Source organism: Vreelandella sp. L-25 (assembly GCF_056857535.1).
Genome location: NZ_JBSXNH010000063.1, coordinates 95,751 through 120,260, shown reverse-complemented (window position 1 = coordinate 120,260; position 24,510 = coordinate 95,751). Strand labels below are relative to the sequence as shown.

The following is a 24,510-nucleotide window of genomic DNA, read 5'->3' as shown; positions in this document are numbered from 1 at the left end:
ATACGAGACGACCTTAGTCCTGTCAGTGTCAGCCCTGTGAGTGCGACGCAATGGAGGCGACCTCCAGGCGAAACGGCCCGGCAGTGCGGTCGGCAATCAAGAAACCGAGCTGGTGAATAGTATGTGGGTCGAGAGGCGGCGCGCTGAAAAGCAGCGTGCCCCGTCGCACCGCCTTAAACTGCGCCCAGGTGAATTGATGCGTTTCCCACTGGTGAGCTTTAGGCGTGAAGGCCACGCGGTAAGCGCTTGCTTCGTCCAGCGCGCTGCTTTTGAGCCTTAGCTGATAGGTGCGACCATCGCCACGCACACGAAGCACAATTCCTTGGCCATGAGCCAGGGTCGGTTCAAAGCCGTTGGGTTCACGGCGCACTGAGGCAAAACCGCCGCCGTTTTCCAGCGATACCTCCCCACCAAAGCAGCCAGCGCCAGCGTCCACGCGAAAGCCGCTTTGGGACACGCCGCCCATCACGCCATCGTCCACGGCGTACCAGCGCCGCTGTTCTGACTCGGCCATGTTCGATTCGGTAAAGTTCAACATCCTTCAAGCTCCTCCTTGCCTGCCAATAACAACGCCTCTGAGCGAAAGCCCAGAGGCGCACTGCCGTGGTTCAGACTAGGCGATCTGCTGTGGTGATTACAATTTCGCGGAAGCGGCCTTCGGTGCGACAGGGTCGAGATCCTCAGGTGCTGCGGTGACCAGCGCGAACTCCTCTTCTGCGGTTTTCGCGACTAAATGATTTTTGCTGTAGAGGAAGTAGTAAGCCGCTCCAGCAATGAACAGCACGATGGTGTAGTTGAACGCGCGAGGGTCAAACGCGTAGACACCGGTCAACGCGACGAGCGAGAGCACCAACGCGATGCCTGAGGTCACCACGCCTCCCGGCGTTTTATAGGGGCGCGGCAGGTCGGGCTGTTTCACGCGCAGCAGAATATGGCTAAGCGCCATCAGCGCATAAGAGATAGTCGCCCCCACAACGGCCATGCCTAACATCAGATCGCCTTCCCCGCTCAGCGATGCAAGAAAGCCCAAAATACCGGGCACAATCAGCGCTAAGTAAGGCACTTTGCGCTCGCTGGTGAGCGATAGCGGTTTGGGTAAATAACCCGCCCGAGAGAGCGCGAATACCAGGCGGCTATAGCCATAAATAATCGAGAAGAACGACGCGATCAAACCCGCTAAGCCCAGCACGTTGACCAGGGTCGCCAGCGTGGGATTACCCGCCGCATTCAGCGCATCTACCAGCGGCACGCCGCTTTGGCCAATCATCTCAGCGCCCGCCGCACCGGCCAGCAGCACGACTACGAGCAGGGCGGTGAAGAGCAAGAACAGCATCGCACCAATGATGCCTTTGGGCATATCCCGGGCGGGATCTTTCGCCTCTTCGGCCGCCAGCGGCACACCCTCTACCGCCAGGAACAGCCACATGCCAAAAGGCAGCGCCGCCCAAATACCGTACCAGCCGAATGGCATGAAGGTGCTCGCCCCCGCCGCATCGGTGGGTGCAATATCAAACAGGTTGGCCGAATCGAAATCGCCGATCAGCGCCACGGCGGTGGCCAAAATGGCAAAGACCGCCAAACCGCTAATCACCATCATCACTTTTAGCGCTTCCCCCACACCCGCCAGGTGAATGCCAATAAACACCGCATAAAACAGCAGATACACCAGCGGCCCGTTAACGCCTAATAATGCTTCCACCGCCGAGCCAATAAAAATCACGATGGCCGCCGGGGCAAGCGCGTACTCAATCAATACCGCAAGCCCAGTCAAATAGCCGCCCGCAGGCCCCATGGCTTGGCGGGCAAAGCTGTAGCCGCCCCCTGCCGCGGGAATAGCGGCGGACATTTCTGCCAGCGCCAGCACTAGCGCTAGGTACATTAGCGCCATCAAACAAGCGGCAATCGCAAAGCCGCCCCAGCCCGCTTCGGCAATGCCAAAGTTCCAGCCCGCAAAGTCACCGGAAATCACGTAGGAAACCCCAAGGCCCGCGAGCAGCATCCAGCCTGCCGTACCTTTACGCAGCTGGCGCTTGGCCAGATACGCCTGATCAACCGTTGGTTGTGTCATCGTTTTGCCCTTTTCAGTGTGGAACGCAATGGGTGTCAGCGGCGTGCTGTGATCCTGGTTCCGTCTTGTTATTGGGAGAGCCGTCAGCGGTGTTATTGAAAATGTCGTCCGCGTTTTTGCGGCTGTTACCGTCAATCAGCCACAAGGAAATTACGAGTTGAACCGCTGCCGCCCTCCAAGACGTTGTCTTCGCTGCGGTCTTTTAGCTTCACGCCGGAGAGCTTGCGCTCCCGCGCCTCGGTTAACAGCAGCAGCAAGCGCCGGGCCGCCTCTTCATACGCAAGCCCAGCCGGGCGTACGTTGGAGATACAGTTACGTCGGTCATCTTTTAAACCCACTTCGGGGGCCCAGGTCATGTACAGCCCCAAACTATCTGGTGAGCTAAGGCCAGGGCGCTCGCCAACCATGACCAGCACCGCATCCGCGTTGAGTAGCGCGCCCACTTCGTCGCCAATTGCCACGCGCCCTTGCTCAACAAGGGTCAGCGGTGCGAGCTGCCATTCGTTCTTGTCGCGCCCGAATGCGTCATACAACGCGGTAAGAAACGGGACGCTGTTTTGCTGCACCGCCAGCGCCGAGAGGCCATCGACGATCACCACCGCCAGATCGAACCGTTGGCCGCTCTCTGCCGCCTGCTGCAGCGTCTGCCGGGATGCCTCGTTGAGGCGTCTGCCGTAGTCGGGCCGCTGCAGGTACATCGCACGGTCCTCTGCACGGCTGTGTACCGCAAGCGGTGCGGTGCTCAAGCCAAGCGCCTGGGTCAGCTCATCGGCGAGCACCTCACACTCCAGCGGGCAGTGAACCGCATCTTGGGCCTGGGCATGGGCGAGCTGAAACGCGAGCAGCTGTTTGGTGGGCAGGCTCACCCCCGCGCGCCCCAGACCAATGCGCGCGTCGGTAAAGGCGCGCAGGCGCTCCCAGGGGTTCTCAATGACGATCGGCGCAGTGGTTTCCTGCGTGGGTTGCTTAGGCATCTTAGTCGCTCCCCTTCGGCAAGTGGCGCAGGCTGTTGGTGAAGGCGGCGGGCAGCTGGTCGTTAAGACGGTGGGTACTCACATCTTGGAAGATCTGCATCTTGGCCAGCCACTGCTCAAATTCCGGCGCGGCTTTTAGCCCCAGCACCCGACGGGCATAGAGCGCATCGTGAAACGACGTGGTTTGATAGTTGAGCATGATGTCGTCAGAGCCGGGGATGCCCATCACGAAGTTGCAGCCCGCCACACCCAACAGCGTCAGCAGGTTGTCCATATCGTTTTGATCGGCGTTGGCGTGGTTGGTGTAGCACACGTCGCACCCCATCGGCACACCTAAGAGCTTGCCGCAGAAGTGATCCTCAAGGCCGGCGCGGGTGATCTCTTTACCGTCGTAGAGGTACTCGGGACCGATAAACCCGACCACCGTGTTGACCAGCAGCGGATTGAACTTACGTGCCACGGCGTAGGCCCGGGCTTCGCAGGTTTGCTGATCCAGCCCGTGGTGGGCGTCGGCGGAGAGCGAGCTGCCTTGGCCGGTTTCAAAATACATCACGTTGCGACCCACAGTGCCTCGGTTCAACGTTTGTGCAGCGGCTTCGGCTTCCGCCAGGGTGCTCAAATCGAACCCAAAGCTGCGGTTGGTGGCTTCGGTGCCGCCAATGGACTGAAACACCAGATCCACCGATGCGCCCTGTTCAATGGCTTCTAGCGTATTGGTCACGTGAGTCAGTACGCAGGATTGCGTAGGGATCTCGTATTTCTGGATCACGTCGTCCATCAGCCGCATCAGCTTGATGCTCTGGGCGACGTTATCGGTAGCCGGGTTGATACCAATCACCGCATCGCCGCTGCCATACAGCAGACCATCGAGAATACTCGCTGCGATGCCGGTGACGTCATCGGTGGGGTGATTGGGCTGTAAGCGGGTCGAAAGCCGTCCCGGCAGCCCAATGGTGTTGCGAAATGCCGTGGTCACGTGGCATTTCTTCGCCACCAGCATGAGGTCCTGGTTGCGCATCAGCTTACTCACCGCCGCGGCCATTTCCGGCGTAATGCCGGGCCGGGCAGCGGCCAGCGCTTCTCTGGTGGCGTGGTCCGAAAGCAGCCAGTTGCGAAAATCGCCTACGGTCAGGTGCTTCAGCGGCGCAAACGCCTCTGCATCGTGGTCGTCGATAATCAGACGGGTGATTTCGTCCTGCTCGTAGGGGATCAGCGCCTCGTTCAAAAAGGTGGTAAGCGGCAGCTCCGCCAGCACCATTTGGGCGACGACCCGCTCTTCTGCCGATTCTGCCATCACCCCGGCAAGGCGGTCGCCCGAGCGCGGCGGCGTGGCTTTGGCCATCAGTTCGGCGAGCCCGCTAAAGCGATAGCGGCGGCTCCCCACCGTGGTGTGATAGGTCTGCGCCATGGGCCTTCCCTTCTCTTACCTGTTCGATACTCAAGGCGCGGTATGCGCGCTGAGGAACAAAACTTGCTTGTTCTCACAATAGCGCTATCACTTAACGGGGAGTATCGAGTTTTGGCAAAACACACCAAGGCTATAAAAACCAATAAGAAACAGCTGGTTAATAACGACAACAAGGCGTGGACGCGGTTGATTCACGCTGTCAGGAGCTGGTAATGACCTTGACGCCTACCCAAAGCGCACCAAAAAAGTGCATTCAAGAAGCGTTTGATGCCGATGAGCATGCGCAAAACCTCACCCGCTGGCAGCAGCAGTATGATCAGCTCACGCCTGGGCGGTTTTATGGGCGGCTGGATGAAATTGCGTTGCCTGCCATCCAGGTGTTCAAAGAGCACACCGGCCAAGCGCTGCGTCAGGATTGCCGGGTGTGGGAGGACTCCTTATGGCTGGGCATTCCAACCCGACCAGCGGGCTCGCGTATCAATGGGCAGCCACTCGACGCGCAGCAAGTGATGTGCCGCCCCGGCGGGCGCGATTTTGAATTGGTGACCCCGGAAGCCTTCGATATTTACGGGCTGGTGATACGTCTGCCAGCACTACATGCCGCTGCCGAACGCCAGGGCATCACGCTGGATGAGCAGTGGATGACCGCGCCCCGCCGGCATGTGAACCCTGCCACGCTGCGCGCCCTACTGTTTCTTTTGGAGCGGCTGTTAGGCCAACAGCAGGGAGCCATTGCTGAAAAGCTACATCAGGATATTCTTTTAACCGGCCTGCTGGAGCTATTAGATGCCCAACAGCCCTGTGGCGAGCTGCCTCCCAGCTACGCGCATCGCAAAGCCGTGGTCGACCGAGTCAAGCAGTACGTCGACGCGCATGTAGACACCCCCATCACCATGAACGCGCTGTGTGAACTGACCCATGTGAGCCGACGCACGCTGCAATATAGCTTTACGACGATTTTAGGCATTAGCCCATTGCAGTTTTTGAGGCTGACGCGCCTTAACCGAGTGCGGCGCGCCCTGCGCGCAGCTGAACCGCCACAAACAGTGACCGAGATTGCGACGTATTGGGGATTTTGGCACTTAGGGCAATTCACCCACGACTATAAGCAGCAGTTTGGTGAGTGCCCTTCGCAAACACTACAGGGGCCAGCCTAGCATCGCCGTTTATCTTATATATGAGAATGGATGCATTGACGACACTGTTTACCTTCTTAAAAAAGGGCTGCTGAGACAGCAGCCCCATAAGCCCGTTTGATGCTAGAACTCATAGAAAGCTTGGCCACGCGTTTTCGACAAGATTCCTCCACCGAAGAGTAACCAACACGACTATCCCGACTCTTTTGAGCTATCACTGCCTAACGTATCCGCTCCCCCCAACGCGACTGGCGGGGTTGCCAGCACCTTTGGTGCTTCTCTACGGTTCGTGCTATAGGTAGTGAGCGCTGCATTCAGCATGGCAGCCCCAACACTCGACGCCGTCCTGGCGCCCAGCTCACTCCCACCTTGCGAGGCCCTATGCTGAACACGACTTCCTGGAATCGTCTTCGCTACAGCGCCTACGCGCCTCTCTACGATGCGCTCGTAGCGCCCGCGTTGCGCAGACCAAGACGTGTCGCGCTCAGCCAAGTGGACTGGGAACCCGGTATGCGCGTTCTCTTGGTGGGAGCAGGGACGGGGCTGGACCTCCCCTTTTTGCCCCACGAGTTAGAAATACACCTGACCGATCTCACCCCTGCGATGGTCCGGCGCGCCAGCGCCAGGGCCGAGCACTATCAGCGTGATGTGGCTTGTCATGTCATGGACGCCACCCAACTCGTCTATCCTGATGAACACTTCGATGTCGTCATCATGCACCTGATTTTGGCGGTCATGCCTCGCCCTGAGCAGGGTTTGGCAGAGGCCTATCGCGTACTGAAACCCGGCGGACAACTGTGCGTCATGGATAAATTCCAACCCGACACCCAACCTGCCGGGTGGGGGCGCCGCACGTTGAACGTATTCACTTCGATCATTGCGACCGATATCACGCGTCAAGCCAGCCCCATGATCCAACATGCTGGCTTTCGTATTCAGCGAGACGAGCCGGTACTCATGAACGGTCTGTTTCGTGCCCTGCTCGCCGTCAAATAGCGCTGTTTTATTGCTCATCGCTTGCAAAAACCTATGCAATAAAATTAATGTGTATAGCTTACGTTGCACAACCCGTGGGGCACTGGGGTTTGCCTGCTCTCTATTCGAAAACGTCAATGATGAGGACGCGCCATGCCCAAAGCCGCCGTAAAGCGCTTTCGTCGCCTGCCAGAGGACGAACAGTCTCGCGTCATCGAAATGGCCTGGGAAGATCGCACGCCTTTTGAAGCGATCGAACGGCTATTTGGTTTAGGGGAACCCGATGTGATCGAGGTCATGCGCTACCAGATGACCCCAGGCTCATTCCGCCTATGGCGCAAGCGGGTCACGGGCCGCACTACCAAACATCAGTCGCTTCGCTCGCCCGATGTGATGAGAGGCTACTGCCCTACCCAGTACAAACGTTAACGCCACTGTCTTATTGTCCCACTCTCTCTTATCTTACTCACTAGGAAGGAACAGAGAGGCGAAGACCATTTTCAGCGCCCCAATAATGTTATATTATCACATAACATATACTATGAAAGGTCTTGGCAATGTCGTTGCTTTCTCCCTTACCCGTGACCGTGCTTTCCGGCTTTTTAGGTGCCGGCAAAACCACCGTGCTCAACCATATCCTGGCGAACCGTGAAGGCCTCCGGGTGGCGGTGATCGTCAATGACATGAGCGACGTCAATATCGATGGTGCCCTGGTACGCGGCGGCCCAGGCGAGTCAACACTCGACAGTAATGTTGCGCTCAACCGCGCAGACGAGCGCTTGGTCGAAATGAGCAATGGCTGCATCTGCTGCACCCTGCGTGAAGATCTGTTGGTCGAGGTCAGCCAACTGGCCCGTGAAGGTAAGTTTGATTACCTGGTGATCGAGTCGACCGGTATTTCTGAACCGCTGCCTGTCGCCGAAACCTTCACCTTTGAAGATGAGAGTGGTCAAAGCCTTTCCCACGTTGCCCGGCTAGACACCCTCGTGACGGTGGTGGACGGGGCTAACTTCCTCGCCCAATACCAGCAAGCGCAAAGCCTTGAAGAGGTCGGAGAGAGCCTGGGCGAAGAGGACGAACGTAACGTCGCAGACCTGTTGGTCGACCAAATTGAGTTTTGCAATGTCCTACTGATTAGCAAGACCGACCTGATCACTGAGAAAGAGCTGGACGCTTTGAAAGCGATTCTACGCTCGCTCAATCCCGACGCAGACATCGTGCCCATCACCCAAGGTGGCGTGCCGCTAGAAAAAGTGCTAAATACAGGCAAGTTCAACTTTGAACACGCGCAGCAAGCGCCCGGCTGGCTGAAAGAGCTACGTGGCGAACACATCCCCGAAACCGAAGAGTACGGTATTGGCAGCTTCGCCTACCACGCTCGCCGCCCTTTTCACCCTCAAAAGTTTCACGACCTGCTAAACGCCGAATGGTTTGGCAAAGGCCTGCTGCGCTCCAAAGGTTTCTTCTGGCTGGCCACCCGCCCTCGCTATGCGGGCCAGTGGAGCCAGGCAGGTGGCATTGCCCATCACGGCCCGGCAGGCGTGTTTTGGAAAGCCATTCCAGAAACCGACTGGCCAGAGGACCCAGAGTATCGCCAATTCATTATGGAGAAGTGGCAGGAGCCGTTTGGCGATATGCGCCAGGAGCTGGTATTTATCGGCCAAAACCTAGATGAGGCCAGAATGCGTGAAGCACTGGACAGCTGCCTGCTCAGCGAGACGAAGCTTTTGGAAGGTATGAAGGTATGGCAGCAACTGCCCGATCCATTCCCAGCCTGGGAGTGACAAAACCACGTCACACCGACACCACCCCAGCACTGGCCGGATGCGCCAACGCTTGCCAAGCGTCATAGGTGGTAAAGAACACTTGGCCGGTGAGCTCGTGGTAGAACGCCGTGTGCGTTAGGCGATCCATCACCGGCCCTTTCACCTCGGCCAAGTGGAGCATGGCACCGGCGTCTTTCAGCCGACCGTTGATCGCCTCCAGGCTCTCCAGGGCCGAAGCATCGATGACATTCACTGCCTGACAGGTGAGGACAATGTGCTTGATCGACGGCGAGCGGGCGGCCAGCGCCATGACGGTATCTTCAAGATAGCGGGCGTTGGCAAAATAGAGGCTTTCATCAATGCGCAGCATGGCGACATGCTCGTCGGTTTCTACCTGATGGCGCTTCACGTTACGGAAATGCTCGGTGCCCGGCACCCGCCCTACCACCGCACTATGGGGCTGGCTGGTGCGGTAAAGGTGTAGCCCCAGCGAGAGCACCACCCCGCTGATAATGCCCACTTCCACGCTGTGCAGAAGGGTCAGCAGCAAAGTAACGACCATCGCCACCCCATCGCTGCTGGAGTATTGCCAGGTTCGCTTTACCGCAGGCAAATCAATCAACGTCCCCACTGCCACGATAATCGTGGCGGCCAGCGTGGCGGTGGGTAAAAAGGCCAGTAAGTCGGTGAGTAGCAGCGTGGCCAACACAATCCCAAGCGCGGTAAACGCCCCCGCCAGCGGCGTTGCTGCCCCGGCTTCAAAATTGACCACCGAGCGCGAAAAACCGCCCGACACCGGCGAGCCGCCGCTAATGCCAGCGCCAAGATTCGCCATGCCGAGCGCAATCAGCTCTTGGTTGGGGTCGATACGCTGACGACGCTTGGCGGCCAGGGTCTGCGCCACGGACACCGACTCTACAAACCCTACCAAGCTGATAAGCAGCGCCGCTGGAAGCAGGCCGAGCCACAGCGATTGATCCAGACTCGGCAGCGTAATGGCAGGCAGGCCACTAGGCACAAAGCCCACCAAATCGACCCCGCGCTGCTCTAGTTGGAAGCCCCAGGCCAACAGCGTGGTCACTACCACGGCCGAAATAGGCGCGGCTTTGACCATTAACCCTGCCCAACTGGCAGGCATTCCCAGCTTGGTCAGCCAACCATTCAGGCGCTTGCGACACACCCATAGATACGCCCAAACGCCAAGGCCAATCAGCAGCGTGATGACATTCACCTGCTGCCACTGATCCAATAGCGCTCTCAGCAGTTCCACCACGTTATGGCCGGATGCTTCGACCCCAAAAATGTGCTTCAACTGGCTGATCGCGATCAAAATCCCCGAGGCGGTCACAAACCCGGAGATCACCGGATGGCTGAGAAAGTTGACTAAAAAGCCCAGCCGAAGCACGCCCATGGCGATAAGAATCAGCCCAGAGAGCGCGGCCAGCACCAGCGCCGCACCGATATACTCCGGGCTGCCCGGCGCGGCAAAACTGCTCAGCGCTGAGGCCGTCATGAGTGCTGCCACCGCCACCGGCCCTACTGCCAAACTCGCGCTGGTGCCAAAGACGGCGTACAGCACCAGCGGCAGCATGCTGGCATAGAGCCCCATTTCCGGCGGCAACCCTGCCAGCATGGCGTAGGCCAGCGCTTGCGGCACCAGCATCAGCGTGACGATCACCGCGGCAAGTACATCCCGCGTGAGCAAGCCCCGATGATACGTTCGCAGCCAGCCGATTAGCGGCACCCAGCGCTCAATGATCATGATGCAGTCTCATAATAGGTATCTGCTGATACGGGGCCTTCGTACTAGGGTTTCACGCGTCTTCGCTTTTTATTGGGCGCTTCGTTCAAGGCCATGGCGCTGATCTTCCAAGTCAACCCCTGCCGCATGGGCCGCCGCAAACAGCTCCGCCAAATCGCACTGCTCGTGCTGACGCTTGGCGTAGGCCCACAGGTGCGTGGCCCGCTTACCTGAGCGGCAAAATGCCAATAGCGGGCGCGGCAACTGCTGGAGCGCTTCAGCAAAGGCGCGAATGTCAGCTTCGCTGTACTCGCCTGGCTTCACGGCGATATGCACCCAGGCAAGCCCAAGCTGCTCGGCCTTTTCGCGGTAGCGCGCCTCGTCGGGAAAGTCCTCGCTCTCACCCTCGATGCGGTTACACACCACCGCGTGAAAACCACGGGCTTTTACCTCTTCCAACTCATCCACCGCCAGCGCTGAGGTGATCTCAACGCCTGGCTCCAATGGCTTCGTTTGCATGACCACACCTCCTATTGGTTTGGATAACATCAATCCCAGGCCGCACCTTCCAGGGCATCCAGGGGGATTTTTAGATAGCGCTTGCCGTTGGCTTCTGGTTCCGGCAAACGGCCGCCGCGAGTATTCACCTGCAGCGCGTGCAAAATCAGCTTGGGCATGGGCAGCTCGCCATCCCGCTGGTGGCGCAGGGCGATGTACGCCTCCTCGCTTTTGCCAACCAAGTGCGGGTTGTTGGCTCGCTGCTCATCGACGCTGCTCTGCCACTTTGGCTCACGGCCATCGGGCATATAGTCGTGGCCGGTGAACAGCCGCGTATTGCCCGGTAGTGCGAGAATCTGCTGGATGGAGTTCCATAGGGACTTGGCATCCCCACCGGGAAAATCGGCGCGCGCCGTCCCAAAATCAGGCTGGAAAAGGGTGTCATGCACAAAGGCGGCATCACCGATGACGTAGGTGATGGAGGCCAGCGTATGGCCAGGCGAGTGCAGCACGCGGGCGCTGAGTTCTCCAATGGCAAACGTATCGCCCTCCACAAACAGCGTGTCCCACTGGCGGCCATCGGTGGGCATCTCTGGCCAGTGATAAATCTCCTTCCACAGGGCCTGCACTTGCGTGACGTACTGGCCAATCGCCGTCGGTGCGCCAGTTTTCTCTTTTAGGTACTGGGCTGCTGAAAAGTGGTCCGCGTGGGGGTGCGTATCCAGAATCCACGCCACTGTCAGTCCCTCTTCCTCGATATATTTCAACAGCGCGTCAGCGCAAAAGGTGGCCGTTGCGCCGGATTTCTCGTCGAAATCCAGCACCGGGTCAATAATCGCGCACTGTTTGGTAGCGGGGTCGCTGACGATGTACTGAACGCTAAAGGTGCGCGGATCAAAAAAGCCCGCTACGTCGGGTGACCCCGCACCGGTGCTTTGAGATAGGGCAAAGGTCTTCATGCTTATCTCCTAGATACGTGAGTATGTATGCTTGACGCCTACGCGCCAATTATTGTTATAAAGATAGCTGATTATGAAATATAAGCAATCACCACCACAAAAATGCCGCCTCCCTGACAACAGGGGGCGGCAATCCATAAGAGTACTAGTGGCGCAATCGATACGGGCTAAAACGCCTTCTCCAACGCAAAGCGCGGCTGGGTGATCCCCTCTTTCGTCACGCTCTCCGTGAACATCGCTAGCGGGCGCACCCAGAGGCCGTAGTCGCCGTAGAGCGCGCGGTAGACCACCAGCGGCTCTTCGCTTTCGCTGTGCTGGGCGGTGCCCATCACTTCGTACAGGCTGCCTTTGTAGTGGCGGTAAATACCGGGAACGGGAGTCATTCGTTTTCCTCTTAGATGGCTTGTGCGGCGGCGGGCTGATTCGCTTTTTTGGCGAGGCGCTCCAGCACTTTGGAGGCGGCCACGAAGCCAAAGGTGCCGGTGAGAAACGTCGCGGCGCCAAAGCCTGAAGCGCAGTCCAGCCGTGTAGCCTCGTTGCTGCCGGGCTTTTGCAGGCACACTTCGCCGTCGGCACTGGGGTAGATCAACTGCTCGTCGGAGTAGACACACTCCACCGAGAAACGCCGTTTAGGGTTGCGGGAGAAGCCGTAATCCCGGCGCAATCTTGAGCGCACTTTGGAGAGCAGCGGGTCGTGCTCGGTGCGGGTCAAGTCCGCCACTTGAATGCGCGTGGGGTCGGTTTGTCCGCCCGCTGCGCCGGTGACGGTAATCGGGATTTTGCGTCGCTTGCACCAGGCGATTAGCGCCGCTTTGGCGATGACGCTATCAATGGCATCCACCACATGGTCGGCATCCTCAGGAATGCGCTCGGCTAGGTTGGTGGGCGTGACGAAAGCGGTATCCGCGATGATCTCGATCTCTGGGGCAATCAGGCGGCAGCGCTCGGCCAGCACGTCTACTTTGGGCTGACCAATCGTGCCATCCAGCGCGTGGAGTTGGCGGTTGACGTTGGAGACGCACACGTCGTCCAGATCGATCAGCGTGAGTTTGCCGATGCCCGAGCGGGCGAGCGCCTCGACCGCCCAGCTACCCACGCCGCCAACCCCGACCACCACCACATGGGCACGGCGAAATGCCTGCGCCGCACGCTGGCCGTAAAGGCGCCGAATACCGCCAAAGCGGAAGTCATAATCGCTAGAGGAAGTCGTGGATTCATTCAATGACATGGGCAGGCTCACAGTGCTTGCAGGGCAGAAGGCGTGGCAATGGGCGGCGTTCGCACGCTATCTAGCGGTAAATGCCCCTGCCAGCCAAACTGCTCGAACAGATTTTTCATCGTCTCACCCACGGCGCAGCTAAGCTGAATGCGTTTATCCAGCAGCGGGTGATCAAACGCTAAATAGGTCGCGGCCAAGAGTAGCCGTGGTGCGGCCAGCTGCTCGGCAAAAAAGCGGTTGTGGACACTTTTGCCGTGCTTGGCGTCGCCAATGATCGGGTAGCCACGGCGGGATAAGTGGCGGCGTATTTGGTGCCGTCGACCGGTCAGCGGCCGCGCTTCCACCAGCGAGTAGCGCGCCACCGGGTAGCGGTCTACCTGCACGGGTAGCTCGACGCTATCCAAGCGGCGAATATCGGTCATCGCGGGCATGGCAGGCATCTCCGCCTTGGGGCGCGTGCCGTCCTCCTCCCGTAACGGGTAATCCAACCGCTCCTGCTCTGGTGCTTTGCCGCGCACTACCGCGAGGTAGCGCTTCTCTACCTGGCGTTCGCTAAACCCTTCGCTCAGCAGGGCGGCGGCCTCGGAGGAGAGCCCAAACACCATCACGCCGGAGGTAGGCCGGTCCAGCCGGTGCACCGGGTAGACCCGCTTGCCGAGCTGGTCGCGCAGGCGCTGAAGCAGGAACTCGGTTTCCCCACGCGCCAGCGCTGAGCGGTGCACTAACAGGCCTGACGGCTTATGCACCGCTACAAGATGCTCATCCTGATAAAGGATGTTAAGTGGCTGCATGGAACTCCTTGATACATAGGCAGAGCATTTGGACATGAAACAGAAACAGGGGCGTACACAGGCGCATAAAATAGAGGTGCGGAATAGCCAAGCTATTGTCGCGGCTTGGCGCGCTCATGTCATCCGTTGCCAGCACGCTAGGCGGAGATTTCGTCGCCATTGGCAGAGTAGCGGTAGGCCAACTACTGTTAAAGAGTGCCCTTTGTGAGGGCTTCCACGGAAAAGGAAAGGAGCAATTATTATGCGCTATTCACTACCCCTTACCGGTATCGCGGCGGGTGTGCTGCTGGCCACCACGGTACAGGCCAATGAACCGCTTAATGTTGAAATACATAAGGTCAGCGCCGACGGTGTGGAGGAATCTATCGGCACAGTGGCCGTTGAGCATACCGAGCATGGCGTGCTGCTCACCCCTTCGCTCACCGGTTTAGAGCCGGGGGTTTACGGCTTTCATGTCCACCAAAATAGCAGCTGCGAACCCGCCGAAAACGACAGCGGCGAAATGACTGCCGCGCTGTCAGCTGGCGGCCACTACGACCCAGAAGAGGCGGGCGCCCACCAAGGCCCCTACGGTGACGGCCACTTGGGCGACCTACCTGTACTCACCGTCAATGGCGATGGCGAAGCCAATCTGCCGGTACTGGCTCCGCGCCTTAGCATGGAAGACATGCCGGGCCGCAGCCTGATGATTCATGCTGGTGGAGACACCTACGCTGATGAACCCCACCTGGGCGGCGGCGGCGCCCGCATGGCTTGCGGCGTTGTCTCCTCTTAACCCTCAATTTGATGGCATTTTCACTTCGGGCAGCCAAACGGTTGCCCGTTTTTCTTTGTTAATCAGCCACTAAAGTCGCAGACCACTAAAGTCGTAAAGCACTAACCGGTACGTCTCTGTACATTCACCCAGGCTAAATAAGCGCGGCTTGCTGCATGGCTGTCCGCTTGACACCCTCCCTGACCAGTTGAGTGCTTTACATGATCACGTTCATTCTCTCGATAGTGTTATTAGTCGTGGGTTACTTTACCTACGGCAAGTTTGTCGAGCGCGTGTTTGTCGCTGACCGTAAGCGTCAAACACCGGCGTTCAGTATGCGCGACGATATCGACTATGTACCGATGAATACCACGCGCAACTCGCTTATCCAGTTGCTTAACATTGCCGGTGTAGGCCCGATTTTCGGCCCTATCCTGGGTGCTCTCTATGGTCCGGTGGCGTTTGTGTGGATCGTGATTGGCTGTATTTTTGCAGGCGCGGTTCACGACTACCTAACTGGCATGATCTCCATCCGTAACCACGGCGCTCACCTGCCCCAGTTGGCGGGCAAATTCCTGGGCAAAACGATGAAGCACGTGGTGAATGGCTTTGCGATTTTACTGCTGCTATTGGTCGGCACCGTGTTCGTGACCTCTCCGGCGGCCCTGCTCGCTAACATGACATCGCTGTCGCTGACGCTTATCATCCTGGCGATTTTTGCCTACTACCTGATTGCCACGCTGCTGCCGATTGATAAAGTGATTGGGCGTATTTATCCCTACTTCGGCGCGCTGTTGCTGTTTAGCGCCGCTGGCATCGGCATTGGTTTGGTGGTAACCGGCGCGCCTATCCCGGAGCTCTCTTTCCAGAACATGCACCCGGATAATGCACCGATCTTCCCGCTGCTGTTCCTGACCATCTCCTGCGGTGCGCTTTCCGGCTTCCACGCCACACAGACGCCAATCATTTCGCGCACTACTGAAAACGAAACCAGTGGCCGCAAAATCTTCTACGGCATGATGATCGCCGAAGGCGTGATTGCCATGATTTGGGCAGCGGCAGCCATGAGCCTGTTCCAAGGTGAACAGTCGCTTTCCGATGTATTGGCAGCAGGCGGCCCTGCCGCTGTTGTGGGCGAAGTCTCTACCACCATGCTGGGCGCCGTTGGTGGCACCCTGGCCGTGCTGGGTGTCATTGTGCTGCCGATCACCTCCGGCGATACCGCCTTCCGCAGCGCTCGGATGATTATTGCCGACTATTTGAAAGTAGAGCAGAAGCCTATCGTTAAGCGCATCCTGATTGCGCTGCCGCTGTTTGTGGCGTCTTACGCGCTCACCCATATGGACTTCACGCTGCTGTGGCGCTACTTCTCCTGGGCCAACCAAACCACCGCCGTGATTGCGCTCTGGACCGGCACGATGTATCTGGTGCTATCGCGTAAGCCTTACCTGATCACTTCGATTCCGGCGGTATTTATGACCATGGCGACCTTCACCTACCTCGCCTATGCGCCGATTGGCTTTAACCTGCCGCTGCAAACCAGCTATATCGTGGCGGCACTTGGCACGCTGGTCTGCATTGCGCTGTTTATGAAGCGCGTACGCCGCCTGAGCCGCGCCACCTTTAGCGTGGATGAGCCGGTGCCAGGTGCGCTGGATCAAGACGCTACGCTGGCCACTAGCAGTCGGTAAATATCAGGTCAACACTTTGCATTGAAATGCAAAACGGGCAGCCCCAAGGGGCTGCCCGTTTTGTATTAGCTAGCGCTCGGCGCTTAATCGCCTACTGCCAAGCGGACGAAGTCTTATTCTTCGTCAGTGGCCAGTGCCATATGTTTTTGCAGATAGTTCTGGATACCCACTTGCTCGATCAGTTTTAGCTGCGTTTCGATGTGGTCGATATGACCCTCTTCATCGGCCAGCAGGTCACGCAGCAGATCGCGCGTCACGTAATCTTTCACGCTTTCGCAGTAGGTAATGGCTTCGATGTAGTCGTTGCGGCCGTCATGCTCGATCTTCAAATCACACTCGAGCATCTCTTTGACGTTTTCACCGATATGCAGCTTGCCGAGATCCTGAAGGTTAGGAATACCTTCCAAGAACAGGATGCGCTCGATCAGCTTATCGGCGTGCCGCATCTCTTCAATGGACTCATCGTACTCCCACTTAGCCAGTACTTTCAGGCCCCAGTCTTTGTACATCTTGGCATGCAGGAAGTACTGGTTGATAGCGACTAGCTCGTTGCCCAGTGCGATATTGAGATGCTGAATAACCTTCGGATCACCTTTCATGCCATCACCTTTTTTTAGCGTACAAGTCTTATCGGACAGTACTGAAGCGTACTGTTTTTCAAAGGTACCATTACATTAACTAAGGAGTATAGGCCATTAAAAGGCTTACTCCCAACGATGTTGGGAGCATAGACAGGAAAGAAAAAATTTCAAATAAATCAATTATTTGCTAACGATAAGCCTAACAAGAGTGATTCGCGTCATACGGCGTAAGCAAGACTCATATCAGACTCTAAGCGAGCAGCTTGAACGGCCTCACGGGTGAGCGACTTGGCAAAGCAAGCGCACTTGCCGCACTGAGTGCCGCAGCCAGTGGCTTCGCGTACTTCTCGCCAGCTGCGCGCTCCGTCGCTAACCTGTTGGCGAATCTGGTGGTCGGTTACTCCCTTGCACACACATACGTACATGGCAACACCTCATAAAAATCATGAGGTGAATGTAAATGATTCGCATACATCTTTTCAAGTAGAAAACGTTGTTCTTTAGTATCGATTCGCCTTAAGGCAACTAAAGTTTTCGCTAACCTACTGGCTGAACAAATATTTTCTCTCCAGCTGCTGAAAATTATTTTTTCGGGAGCACCACGGTTTCGGTCTTGGAGGCGATGTCTGGCCAGCTTCTACGCTGCCCATCGAACAGCACCCACCAATAGCCGATACCGAAGGCCGCCAAGGACAGCCAGGCCGTCGCGCAGCGAATCAGGCTCTGCTTTAAGGTAATCGCGTGACCATCCAGGGTTTGTACGCGCAGCCGCCAGGCTTGCATGCCGAGCGTCATCCCTCCCCGGCGCCAGGAGTAGACGAAGAACAGCGTCACGAAAAACAGCAGCATGAGCCGCAGGCTCCAGATATCGAAGGCCGTGGTACCGATCTCTTCTGCCGTTTGGCCCAGCACGAAGCGGAAAAAGGCCAAGTGAGCCACGGTGACAGCGATCCAGATGGCCATCACCAAAAAACCGTCGTACAGCATGGCGCCCAATCGGCGACCTATGCCGGCGGGCCAAACGTCATCCAACTGGGTAAAACGTCGCGTCGTCACTGCTCTATTCTCCTGATGTGCGTCTGCGCGGCCTTTAGCCATTTCGGCGCAAGAAATAGATCCCCACCGCGGCACAGGCAAGAGTCGGCACCAGCACCGCCCAGACAGGGGAAAAGCCAAAGATGGTCGACGCCGGGGCGAGCAAATCCTGCACGTACTTGAACACCAGACCGGTCACTACGCCATAAAAAACCCGCGTACCCGCTGCCACCGAGCGCAGTGGCCCAAACACGAACGAGGCGGCAATCAGCACGAGCGACCCCATGGTGAGCGGCATCAATACCTTTTGCCAGAAATAGAGCAGCGGCTGGTCTGCCTGAAGGTTCTGGCTTTGGAGGAAATTGGCGTAGGCCCATAGCTCGCTGGGTGCCTGGCTTTCGATATCGCGCAGTAGCCGCTCCAACTGAGTGGGCGTGAGCGCCGTTTCCCAGGCGGCGGCTGGCTGGTAGTCCGATTCGGTGCGGTCATCGAAAATGCGTGTCGTGGTCACGCCTTCCAACAGCCATGCCCCCTCCTCCCAGTAGGCACGATTGGCATGGGTCGCTTCGATGAGACGGCGCTCGTCGAAGCGGTAGCGGGTTAAATCCAATACCACGTTATCCGCCCGAATGGCCCCAAAGCGGTAAACGCTGTCGCCTTCGAACTGCCAGCCGCTGCGGGTGGTGAGCATGGCTCCCTCGCCTTGGCGCTGCTCTAAGCGCCAGGCTTCGGCGTACTGCTCGGTTCGTGGGCTGACGAACTCTGCCACCAGCAGCACGACCACAACAACCAGCAGCACGGGCTTCATCACGCCCCACACAATCCGCGCCAGCGAACGCCCGGCAGCACGCATCACCGTTAGCTCATTGCTGGAAGCCATACTGCCCAGGCCAATGAGTGCCCCAATCAGCACCGCCACTGGGGCGTATTGATAAAAGCGCCAGGGCAGCCGCATCCCCAAATAGAGCAGCACGTCTAACGCGCTATAATCGCCTTGGGTGTCGCCTAAATCACCAATGTAGGCAATGGTGATATCCAACCCCAGCAGTACAAACTGCACCACCACAATGGCTGCCAGCACGTTGCGGGCGATATAGCGATCCATTTGATCCATAGCGATCAGCATTAGCGCATTCCTTTACGTTGCGAGTGCCACAGCAGCAGCAATCCAAGCCCTAAGAACAGGCCATGCACGGGCCACACACCCACGGCAACCGCTAGAGAGCCGCCGCCAATAGCATCCACCGCTGCCAGCAACAGGCTTAAATAGGCGACGTAAAGAAATACCGCAGGAAGTAGCTTGCCAAAGCGCCCTTGACGCGGATTCACCCGAGAGAGCGGCTGGGCCAATAGCGCCAAAATAAATACCATTACCGGCAAGCCTGCCCGCCACTGAAACTGCGCCTGCGCTCGTGGGTCTGGGTCGTTCCACAGCTCAGTGGTGGTCGCATACTCAAGCGAGTTTAACTCTTGCCGGTCACGGCTTAGCCCCAGCCGCAGCGTATAGCGCTCGAAGGTCAAACGCTCGGCATCCTGGCGTCCGGGCGTTACGCCGTAGCGCTCGCCGTCTTCCAAAATGAGAAAACGGCTGCCGGTATCGACGTTCGTTTCCTGATAGCCCGACCCCGCGCGCGTGATGTAACTATGCGTTTTTTCTGCCCCCGCCATGGGCTGCTCGTGCACCAGCACTTCCTGCATTTCCGTGCCGTCGCTATTGAAGTCAGTGATATAGGCTGTGCGCCCGCCGCCAAAATCTTGGAAACGCCCTGGCGCCAGCACTGAGACATCTAAACGGCTGCGCTGCTCTTCTAATGTGGCCTCAGTTTGCAACGCCCCGGCAGGGGTTAGCCACAGGCTACACAGCCCTACCAATACCGCGACCACTGTTGCGGGCAGCAGGGTTACCCGTAAAAGCCGAGTGGGGCTCATACCGCAGGCCACCATGACGGTGATTTCGCTGTTCATATAAAGCTGCCCATAGGCCAACAAAATGCCTAAAAAAAACGACAGCGGCAGGATCAGCTCCATAAACCCAGGCAAATGAAAAACCATCAGGCTGCCTAGAATCGTGACGGGAAAATCGCCCTCGGCGGCATCTGAAAAGTAGCGGATAAAACGGCTGCCCATGATCACAAGCAGCAAAATGCCCGCCACGGCGGACATCGTCAGTAACACTTCGCGAGTTAAGTACCGAAATAAAATCAATGCACTCTCCGACTAGTGGTGCAGGTTGCCATGCAATGCGCCCATGGCTTGGGTACACTAATCAAACTGGTAGCAAACACTAAATAACGGGGCATTATCCCGAATCACTCGTTGCTTGTCTTGTTGGAGACGTCATGGAATTTTCCGTTCAGACCACGAACCCAGCCAAAGCCGAAACGGCTTGCCTCGTTCTCCCTGTCTATAAAGGTAGCGACTTACTGCCCTCTGTCGCCAAATTAGACGACGCCAGCGAGCGGTTAATCGGCCAACTGCTGGAGCGCGGCGACTTCGATGCCGCGCTGGGCAACACGCAATTGGTGCCTTTCGCACCGGGCCTAGGGGCTGATCGCATCCTATTGGTAGGCTTGGGCGAACGCGCCAAATGTCAGGAAGCGGCCTTTATTAAAGCGCTGGACGCAGCCATGGTTGCGCTCACCAAACTGCCTATCGATGAAGCCAACGCCACCTTTACCGATGTGCCGCTTGAAGGCCGCGACGCCGTCTGGAAAGCACGTAAAACGCTGGAAGCCGCCGAACGCGCGATTTACCGCTTTGATCAATTTAAGTCATCGCCTGCCAAAGCGCCCAGCTTGGCCAAGCTCACCCTGATCGTTAGCGATGCCAGCGACGCCCCCCTCGCCAAGCAGGGGGCTGCTTTAGGCACCGCCATTGGCCAGGGCATTAATTTCACCCGCACGCTCGGCAACCTACCGGGCAATGTGTGCACGCCGCGCTACTTAGCCGAGCAGGCAGAAGCATTAGGTCGCGATTCTCAAGGCGCGCTCGACGTTGAGATTCTAGACGAAGCGGCGCTAGAGGCCCTGGGCGCTTATTCACTGCTGTCAGTAGGCCGTGGCAGCGTCGAGCCAACACGGCTCATCGTGATGAAGTATCAGGGTGCAGAAAACCCAGAGGAAGCGCCCCATGTACTGGTAGGTAAAGGCATCACCTTCGATACCGGCGGTATTTCACTGAAGCCCGGCGAAGGCATGGATGAAATGAAGTTTGATATGGGCGGCGCGGCCAGCGTCTTTGGCACCGTAAAAGCCGTGCTGGCGATCAAACCCAAGCTCAACGCCGTGTTTATCGTTGCCGCTGCCGAGAACATGCCTGATGGCGCCGCCACCAAGCCGGGCGACATTATCAAAACGCTCAAAGGCCTGACGGTTGAAGTCCTCAACACCGATGCCGAAGGCCGTTTGGTGCTGTGCGATGCGCTCACCTATGCCGAGCGCTTTACCCCGGCCAGCGTGGTCGATATCGCCACGTTGACAGGCGCGGCCATTATTGCCCTTGGCCACCACGCCACCGGCCTGCTCTCCAACGACGATGACCTAGCGCTTGATCTGCTGGATGCTGGTGAAACCGCCTGGGACCGCGCGTGGCACCTGCCGCTATGGGATGAGTATCAGGAGCAGCTGGACTCCAACTTCGCCGACTTAGCCAACATTGGCGGTCGCCCGGCGGGTACGATTACCGCCGCCTGCTTCCTATCACGCTTTGCCGACCACTTCCCCTGGGCGCACCTGGATATTGCCGGCACCGCTTGGCATTCGGGCAAACAAAAAGGCGCCACCGGCCGCCCGGTGGGTCTACTGACCCAATACCTGCTCGACCGTGAAGCCGACGCTCAAGTCGAAAATGGCGACGCCTAACCACACAAACAGGCCAACAATGGTTGCCTTTCGTTAACGCAACCGTTAAACCTGAAAGTATGAGCGTGTGCCGCTGCCAAGCAGGCACATGCTATTCAAACGATACGCTTAATAGATGCCCTTCGGGGCTTGGCTCTAGCGGAGAGAACACGCCGTGCCCACAGCTTCAGATGCTCAACTTGAATCGCGTTTTGAAATTTTGCCGTCCAACCAGCCGGCGGCCGATGACATTCGTGACAACATCCTGCAAAACCCAGGATTTGGTAAATACTTCACCGACCACATGGCCCACGTGCGCTGGACCGTCGATGCCGACTGGCACGGCCACCAAGTACGCCCCTACGGCCCGCTCACCCTGGACCCCGCCGCTTCCGTGCTGCACTACGGCCAGGAAATTTTCGAGGGCATCAAGGCGTACCGCCATGCCGATGGCTCTATCTGGACCTTCCGCCCAGAGAAAAACGCCGAGCGTTTCCGCCGTAGCGCCCGCCGCCTAGCGCTGCCCGAGCTTTCCGATGAAGACTTCATCGGCTCGCTGAAAGCGCTGCTGGCCCAAGACCACGCCTGGGTACCCACCCCGGCTAGTGAAGCCGACGAGTGCAGCCTCTACCTTCGCCCGTTTATGATCGCCTCAGAAGCCTTCCTTGGCGTGCGCCCGGCTCACGAAGTCGACTACTACGTGATTGCATCCCCGGCGGCAGCCTACTTCAAAGGCGGTATCGAGCCGGTCTCTATCTGGCTCTCCTCACACTACAAGCGCGCGGCCCCTGGCGGCACCGGTTTTGCCAAGTGCGGTGGCAACTACGCCGCCTCGCTGGCCGCCCAAAAAGAAGCCGCTGCCAACGGTTGCAGCCAGGTCGCCTTCCTGGACGCTGCTGAAAACAAGTGGATCGAAGAGCTGGGTGGCATGAACCTGTTCTTCGTTTACAAAGATGGCCGCATCGTCACACCGCGCCTGACCGACACCATCTTGGAAGGCGTGACCCGCAACTCTGTCCTCACCCTGGCCAAAGACGCGGGCCTCACCCCCGAAGAGCGCGCAATCAGCATCGACGAGTGGCGCGAAGGGGCCGCCTCCGGCGAGATTACCGAGGTGTTCGCCTGCGGTACGGCCGCCGTGATTACCCCGGTTGGCGAACTAGTCACGGAAAACGAGCGTATTCGCCTGCAGGGCGATGGCAATAACGAAGTGGCTAAGCGCATTCGCAAGACACTGCTCGACCTTCAGTATGGCCGCAGCGACGATAAATACGGCTGGCTGACCCGCTTGGTATAACCCTCTAGCGTTACTCAACACCTGGCCGCCACTCACCGTGGCGGCCAGGCTGCCAAGCGCGTTGACCCCGCTGGAGCCACCGATGGCACGCATCGATTTTTATATTCTGCCCGATACCACCCTTGAAGCGCGTTTACAGTTCGCCTGCAAGCTCGCCGAAACGATCCACCGCAAAGGGTATCGACTGCACCTGCACTGCGAAGACAAAGTGCTGGCCGAACAGGCCGACGAAGCGCTGTGGCAGTTCCGCGATGATGCTTACCTGCCCCATGCACTGGAAGATAGCGAGCTAGCCGACAGTGTGCCCATCACACTAGGCTGGCAGCAGCTACCGGTGCCCACTGAAGAGACGGCGCTGCTGAACCTACACCCCGATATTCCCGATGGTATTGAGCACTTCGCCCGAATTGCCGAGATCATCAACCAACACCAACATGTGCTGGTCGCTAAACGCGCCTGCTGGCAGCGCTACAAGGCGCTTGGGCATGAGGTCGTGCCGCATAAATTAGGGTAGTAAAACAACCACTCAATGGATGAGACACCCCATGCTTTCTCATGCCCTGTTAGCCCGCACACCGCTGGCGGTCATCGTTATCGCCCAACTGTTTGGCACGTCACTCTGGTTTAGCGTTAATGGCGTTGGCTTGGCACTACAAGAAGCCGTGGGGCTAAGTGAAAGCGACCTGGGGCTGCTTACCATCGCCGTGCAGGCGGGGTTTATTACCGGCACCCTGCTGATTGCGACCACTGGCTTGGCCGACCGCGTGCGTGCCAGCCACCTGTTTGCGATGTCCGCTGTACTCGGCGCGCTGATTAATGCGGCCTTTATTGGCGTGGCAGAAAGCGTCACGCTGGCGGCAGTGGCACGCTTTTTAGTCGGACTTTGTCTGGCGGGCATTTACCCGCTGGGCATGAAGCTGGTGGTGAGCTGGACACCCACTCATGCAGGCTCGGCCCTGGGCTGGTTAGTCGGCATGCTCACCCTTGGCATTGCTTCGCCGCACCTGCTGCGCGGGCTTACCCTGCAACTACCTTGGCAGTGGCCGCTGCTGTTGGCCTCTGCCCTTGCTCTTCTGGCAGCGCTGATGATTTTCAAGCTAGGCGTGGGGCCACACCTGCCTGCTAAGGCCAACGGCGGGCGCCCCTGGGCGGGGCTTGCCGCGTTTAAAGAGAAAAACTTCCGCGCCGCCGCGCTGGGTTACTTCGGCCACTGCTGGGAGCTTTACGCCCTCTGGGCGCTGGTGCCTTTTTTGGTCGCCAGAGAGCTGGAACGCTTAGGCGCGGCCCCGGGCCTGCAACCGTGGCTAAGCTTTGCGGTCATCGCCTTGGGGCTTCCCGGCTGCGTATGGGCAGGCTGGTGGAGCCGACGTATCGGTAGCGCGCGGGTCGCGTTTATCGCGCTGGCGGTATCTGGCACCCTGTGCCTGATCTACCCGCTGCTAGGCGGCCTCTCCCCCTGGCTGCTGCTGGCGCTGCTTGCCCTATGGGGCGTGAGCGTGATTGCCGACTCGGCCCAATTCTCTGCCCTGGCCTCCGCCAGCGCGCCGCCCGAGCGGCTGGGCGCGGCGCTGGCCATGATGAATGCGATTGGCTTTGGCCTCACGATTCCCTCCATCGCGCTGGGCACGGCGCTATGGGCAAGCCAAGGGCCTTGGGTGATTTGGTGGTTGCTGCCTGGGCCAGTGCTTGGACTGATAGCCATGCGTGGATTGCATCTGCGGACACACCTACGCACAACACAACCCTGACGAGCGCGGGGCGTTCGCGCTATACTTGCT

25 protein-coding genes are annotated in these 24,510 nt (G+C 58.3%); 10 read left to right on the top strand and 15 right to left on the bottom strand.

Features of this window, described 5'->3' with window-relative positions; translation table 11 throughout:
• Window positions 1-28: 28 nt before the first annotated feature.
• The 4 genes from AC13CN_RS08800 to AC13CN_RS08785 form a co-directional block, all read right to left on the bottom strand.
• Window positions 29-538: a CIA30 family protein gene (locus tag AC13CN_RS08800; RefSeq protein ID WP_062373239.1), complete on the bottom strand. Its 510-nt coding sequence runs from the start codon at window positions 536-538 to the stop codon at window positions 29-31.
• Window positions 539-634: 96 nt separating this feature from the next.
• A complete protein-coding gene (eat, locus tag AC13CN_RS08795) occupies window positions 635-2,068 on the bottom strand; it encodes an ethanolamine permease (RefSeq protein WP_044630510.1) in 1,434 nt (477 codons plus the stop codon).
• Window positions 2,069-2,199: 131 nt separating this feature from the next.
• On the bottom strand, window positions 2,200-3,042 hold the full coding sequence (eutC, locus tag AC13CN_RS08790; RefSeq protein WP_089675161.1) for an ethanolamine ammonia-lyase subunit EutC: 843 nt from the start codon (window positions 3,040-3,042) through the stop codon (window positions 2,200-2,202).
• 1 nt (window position 3,043) lies between these two features.
• Entirely contained in the window at window positions 3,044-4,450 is a 1,407-nt protein-coding gene (locus AC13CN_RS08785) for an ethanolamine ammonia-lyase subunit EutB (protein ID WP_253556983.1), read from the bottom strand.
• A gap of 212 nt (window positions 4,451-4,662) precedes the next feature.
• Between AC13CN_RS08785 and AC13CN_RS08780 the strand changes: the two genes are divergently transcribed.
• The 4 genes from AC13CN_RS08780 to zigA all read left to right on the top strand — a co-directional run bounded on the left by AC13CN_RS08780 (window position 4,663) and on the right by zigA (window position 8,345).
• On the top strand, window positions 4,663-5,607 hold the full coding sequence (locus AC13CN_RS08780) for a helix-turn-helix domain-containing protein (RefSeq protein WP_062359952.1): 945 nt from the start codon (window positions 4,663-4,665) through the stop codon (window positions 5,605-5,607).
• A gap of 360 nt (window positions 5,608-5,967) precedes the next feature.
• A complete protein-coding gene (locus tag AC13CN_RS08775) occupies window positions 5,968-6,582 on the top strand; it encodes a class I SAM-dependent methyltransferase (protein WP_054640790.1) in 615 nt (204 codons plus the stop codon).
• 132 nt (window positions 6,583-6,714) lie between these two features.
• The gene (locus AC13CN_RS08770) at window positions 6,715-6,990 is read left to right on the top strand and encodes a TIGR03643 family protein (protein WP_044630516.1); all 276 of its coding nucleotides are present in this window, start codon (window positions 6,715-6,717) and stop codon (window positions 6,988-6,990) included.
• Between the two features lie 128 nt (window positions 6,991-7,118).
• Window positions 7,119-8,345 (top strand): zinc metallochaperone GTPase ZigA, encoded by a 1,227-nt coding sequence (gene zigA, locus AC13CN_RS08765; protein WP_253556984.1) that lies wholly within the window; start codon window positions 7,119-7,121, stop codon window positions 8,343-8,345.
• 10 nt (window positions 8,346-8,355) lie between these two features.
• Here zigA and AC13CN_RS08760 read toward each other — a convergent pair whose 3' ends face one another.
• The 6 genes from AC13CN_RS08760 to AC13CN_RS08735 form a co-directional block, all read right to left on the bottom strand.
• Window positions 8,356-10,089 carry a SulP family inorganic anion transporter gene (locus tag AC13CN_RS08760; protein ID WP_253556985.1) on the bottom strand — a complete coding sequence of 578 codons (1,734 nt, stop codon included), beginning with the start codon at window positions 10,087-10,089 and terminating at the stop codon, window positions 8,356-8,358.
• Between the two features lie 69 nt (window positions 10,090-10,158).
• On the bottom strand, window positions 10,159-10,587 hold the full coding sequence (locus tag AC13CN_RS08755) for a protein tyrosine phosphatase family protein (protein ID WP_062359959.1): 429 nt from the start codon (window positions 10,585-10,587) through the stop codon (window positions 10,159-10,161).
• Window positions 10,588-10,616: 29 nt separating this feature from the next.
• Window positions 10,617-11,525, bottom strand: a complete 909-nt coding sequence (locus tag AC13CN_RS08750) for an MBL fold metallo-hydrolase (RefSeq protein ID WP_062373251.1) — start codon at window positions 11,523-11,525, stop codon at window positions 10,617-10,619.
• 167 nt (window positions 11,526-11,692) lie between these two features.
• Window positions 11,693-11,908, bottom strand: coding sequence for a DUF1653 domain-containing protein (locus AC13CN_RS08745; protein ID WP_062373253.1), 216 nt, complete (start codon window positions 11,906-11,908; stop codon window positions 11,693-11,695).
• An 11-nt stretch (window positions 11,909-11,919) separates the two neighbouring features.
• Window positions 11,920-12,753: a tRNA cyclic N6-threonylcarbamoyladenosine(37) synthase TcdA gene (gene tcdA, locus AC13CN_RS08740; protein ID WP_062373256.1), complete on the bottom strand. Its 834-nt coding sequence runs from the start codon at window positions 12,751-12,753 to the stop codon at window positions 11,920-11,922.
• An 8-nt stretch (window positions 12,754-12,761) separates the two neighbouring features.
• Window positions 12,762-13,535, bottom strand: coding sequence for a pseudouridine synthase (locus tag AC13CN_RS08735; RefSeq protein ID WP_062359968.1), 774 nt, complete (start codon window positions 13,533-13,535; stop codon window positions 12,762-12,764).
• A gap of 241 nt (window positions 13,536-13,776) precedes the next feature.
• Here AC13CN_RS08735 and sodC point away from each other — a divergent pair, with 241 nt between their 5' ends.
• A complete protein-coding gene (sodC, locus tag AC13CN_RS08730; RefSeq protein ID WP_172515381.1) occupies window positions 13,777-14,310 on the top strand; it encodes a superoxide dismutase family protein in 534 nt (177 codons plus the stop codon).
• A 200-nt stretch (window positions 14,311-14,510) separates the two neighbouring features.
• Window positions 14,511-15,980, top strand: coding sequence for a carbon starvation CstA family protein (locus tag AC13CN_RS08725; protein ID WP_172515380.1), 1,470 nt, complete (start codon window positions 14,511-14,513; stop codon window positions 15,978-15,980).
• A 113-nt stretch (window positions 15,981-16,093) separates the two neighbouring features.
• Here the strand turns inward: AC13CN_RS08725 and bfr are convergent, their stop codons facing one another.
• The 5 genes from bfr to lptF all read right to left on the bottom strand — a co-directional run bounded on the left by bfr (window position 16,094) and on the right by lptF (window position 19,801).
• Window positions 16,094-16,579 carry a bacterioferritin gene (gene bfr, locus AC13CN_RS08720; protein ID WP_172515379.1) on the bottom strand — a complete coding sequence of 162 codons (486 nt, stop codon included), beginning with the start codon at window positions 16,577-16,579 and terminating at the stop codon, window positions 16,094-16,096.
• 200 nt (window positions 16,580-16,779) lie between these two features.
• Window positions 16,780-16,986, bottom strand: coding sequence for a bacterioferritin-associated ferredoxin (locus AC13CN_RS08715; RefSeq protein WP_044630650.1), 207 nt, complete (start codon window positions 16,984-16,986; stop codon window positions 16,780-16,782).
• A 157-nt stretch (window positions 16,987-17,143) separates the two neighbouring features.
• Window positions 17,144-17,617 (bottom strand): RDD family protein, encoded by a 474-nt coding sequence (locus tag AC13CN_RS08710; RefSeq protein ID WP_228168624.1) that lies wholly within the window; start codon window positions 17,615-17,617, stop codon window positions 17,144-17,146.
• Window positions 17,618-17,651: 34 nt separating this feature from the next.
• On the bottom strand, window positions 17,652-18,722 hold the full coding sequence (gene lptG, locus AC13CN_RS08705; RefSeq protein WP_301272725.1) for an LPS export ABC transporter permease LptG: 1,071 nt from the start codon (window positions 18,720-18,722) through the stop codon (window positions 17,652-17,654).
• Window positions 18,722-19,801 (bottom strand): LPS export ABC transporter permease LptF, encoded by a 1,080-nt coding sequence (gene lptF, locus AC13CN_RS08700; RefSeq protein WP_172515378.1) that lies wholly within the window; start codon window positions 19,799-19,801, stop codon window positions 18,722-18,724. Before lptF ends, lptG begins: the two co-directional genes overlap by 1 nt.
• A 134-nt stretch (window positions 19,802-19,935) precedes the next feature.
• On the opposite strand from lptF, the gene AC13CN_RS08695 reads away from it, so the two are divergent.
• The 4 genes from AC13CN_RS08695 to AC13CN_RS08680 all read left to right on the top strand — a co-directional run bounded on the left by AC13CN_RS08695 (window position 19,936) and on the right by AC13CN_RS08680 (window position 24,480).
• Window positions 19,936-21,456: a leucyl aminopeptidase gene (locus AC13CN_RS08695; protein WP_172515377.1), complete on the top strand. Its 1,521-nt coding sequence runs from the start codon at window positions 19,936-19,938 to the stop codon at window positions 21,454-21,456.
• 154 nt (window positions 21,457-21,610) lie between these two features.
• On the top strand, window positions 21,611-22,732 hold the full coding sequence (locus tag AC13CN_RS08690; RefSeq protein ID WP_172515376.1) for a branched-chain amino acid aminotransferase: 1,122 nt from the start codon (window positions 21,611-21,613) through the stop codon (window positions 22,730-22,732).
• 82 nt (window positions 22,733-22,814) lie between these two features.
• Window positions 22,815-23,246 carry a DNA polymerase III subunit chi gene (locus AC13CN_RS08685; protein ID WP_172415879.1) on the top strand — a complete coding sequence of 144 codons (432 nt, stop codon included), beginning with the start codon at window positions 22,815-22,817 and terminating at the stop codon, window positions 23,244-23,246.
• A 31-nt stretch (window positions 23,247-23,277) separates the two neighbouring features.
• A complete protein-coding gene (locus AC13CN_RS08680; RefSeq protein WP_253556986.1) occupies window positions 23,278-24,480 on the top strand; it encodes an MFS transporter in 1,203 nt (400 codons plus the stop codon).
• Window positions 24,481-24,510 lie beyond the last annotated feature (30 nt).

Excerpts from the sequence above, each read along its gene's own strand:
- AC13CN_RS08800 (WP_062373239.1), bottom strand. The coding sequence starts at position 538 with ATGTTGAACTTTACCGAATCGAACATGGCCGAGTCAGAACAGCGGCGC.
- eat (WP_044630510.1), bottom strand. The coding sequence starts at position 2,068 with ATGACACAACCAACGGTTGATCAGGCGTATCTGGCCAAGCGCCAGCTG.
- eutC (WP_089675161.1), bottom strand. The coding sequence starts at position 3,042 with ATGCCTAAGCAACCCACGCAGGAAACCACTGCGCCGATCGTCATTGAG.
- AC13CN_RS08785 (WP_253556983.1), bottom strand. The coding sequence starts at position 4,450 with ATGGCGCAGACCTATCACACCACGGTGGGGAGCCGCCGCTATCGCTTT.
- AC13CN_RS08780 (WP_062359952.1), top strand. The coding sequence starts at position 4,663 with ATGACCTTGACGCCTACCCAAAGCGCACCAAAAAAGTGCATTCAAGAA.
- AC13CN_RS08775 (WP_054640790.1), top strand. The coding sequence starts at position 5,968 with ATGCTGAACACGACTTCCTGGAATCGTCTTCGCTACAGCGCCTACGCG.
- AC13CN_RS08770 (WP_044630516.1), top strand. The coding sequence starts at position 6,715 with ATGCCCAAAGCCGCCGTAAAGCGCTTTCGTCGCCTGCCAGAGGACGAA.
- zigA (WP_253556984.1), top strand. The coding sequence starts at position 7,119 with ATGTCGTTGCTTTCTCCCTTACCCGTGACCGTGCTTTCCGGCTTTTTA.
- AC13CN_RS08760 (WP_253556985.1), bottom strand. The coding sequence starts at position 10,089 with ATGATCATTGAGCGCTGGGTGCCGCTAATCGGCTGGCTGCGAACGTAT.
- AC13CN_RS08755 (WP_062359959.1), bottom strand. The coding sequence starts at position 10,587 with ATGCAAACGAAGCCATTGGAGCCAGGCGTTGAGATCACCTCAGCGCTG.
- AC13CN_RS08750 (WP_062373251.1), bottom strand. The coding sequence starts at position 11,525 with ATGAAGACCTTTGCCCTATCTCAAAGCACCGGTGCGGGGTCACCCGAC.
- AC13CN_RS08745 (WP_062373253.1), bottom strand. The coding sequence starts at position 11,908 with ATGACTCCCGTTCCCGGTATTTACCGCCACTACAAAGGCAGCCTGTAC.
- tcdA (WP_062373256.1), bottom strand. The coding sequence starts at position 12,753 with ATGTCATTGAATGAATCCACGACTTCCTCTAGCGATTATGACTTCCGC.
- AC13CN_RS08735 (WP_062359968.1), bottom strand. The coding sequence starts at position 13,535 with ATGCAGCCACTTAACATCCTTTATCAGGATGAGCATCTTGTAGCGGTG.
- sodC (WP_172515381.1), top strand. The coding sequence starts at position 13,777 with ATGCGCTATTCACTACCCCTTACCGGTATCGCGGCGGGTGTGCTGCTG.
- AC13CN_RS08725 (WP_172515380.1), top strand. The coding sequence starts at position 14,511 with ATGATCACGTTCATTCTCTCGATAGTGTTATTAGTCGTGGGTTACTTT.
- bfr (WP_172515379.1), bottom strand. The coding sequence starts at position 16,579 with ATGAAAGGTGATCCGAAGGTTATTCAGCATCTCAATATCGCACTGGGC.
- AC13CN_RS08715 (WP_044630650.1), bottom strand. The coding sequence starts at position 16,986 with ATGTACGTATGTGTGTGCAAGGGAGTAACCGACCACCAGATTCGCCAA.
- lptG (WP_301272725.1), bottom strand. The coding sequence starts at position 18,722 with ATGCTGATCGCTATGGATCAAATGGATCGCTATATCGCCCGCAACGTG.
- AC13CN_RS08695 (WP_172515377.1), top strand. The coding sequence starts at position 19,936 with ATGGAATTTTCCGTTCAGACCACGAACCCAGCCAAAGCCGAAACGGCT.
- AC13CN_RS08685 (WP_172415879.1), top strand. The coding sequence starts at position 22,815 with ATGGCACGCATCGATTTTTATATTCTGCCCGATACCACCCTTGAAGCG.
- AC13CN_RS08680 (WP_253556986.1), top strand. The coding sequence starts at position 23,278 with ATGCTTTCTCATGCCCTGTTAGCCCGCACACCGCTGGCGGTCATCGTT.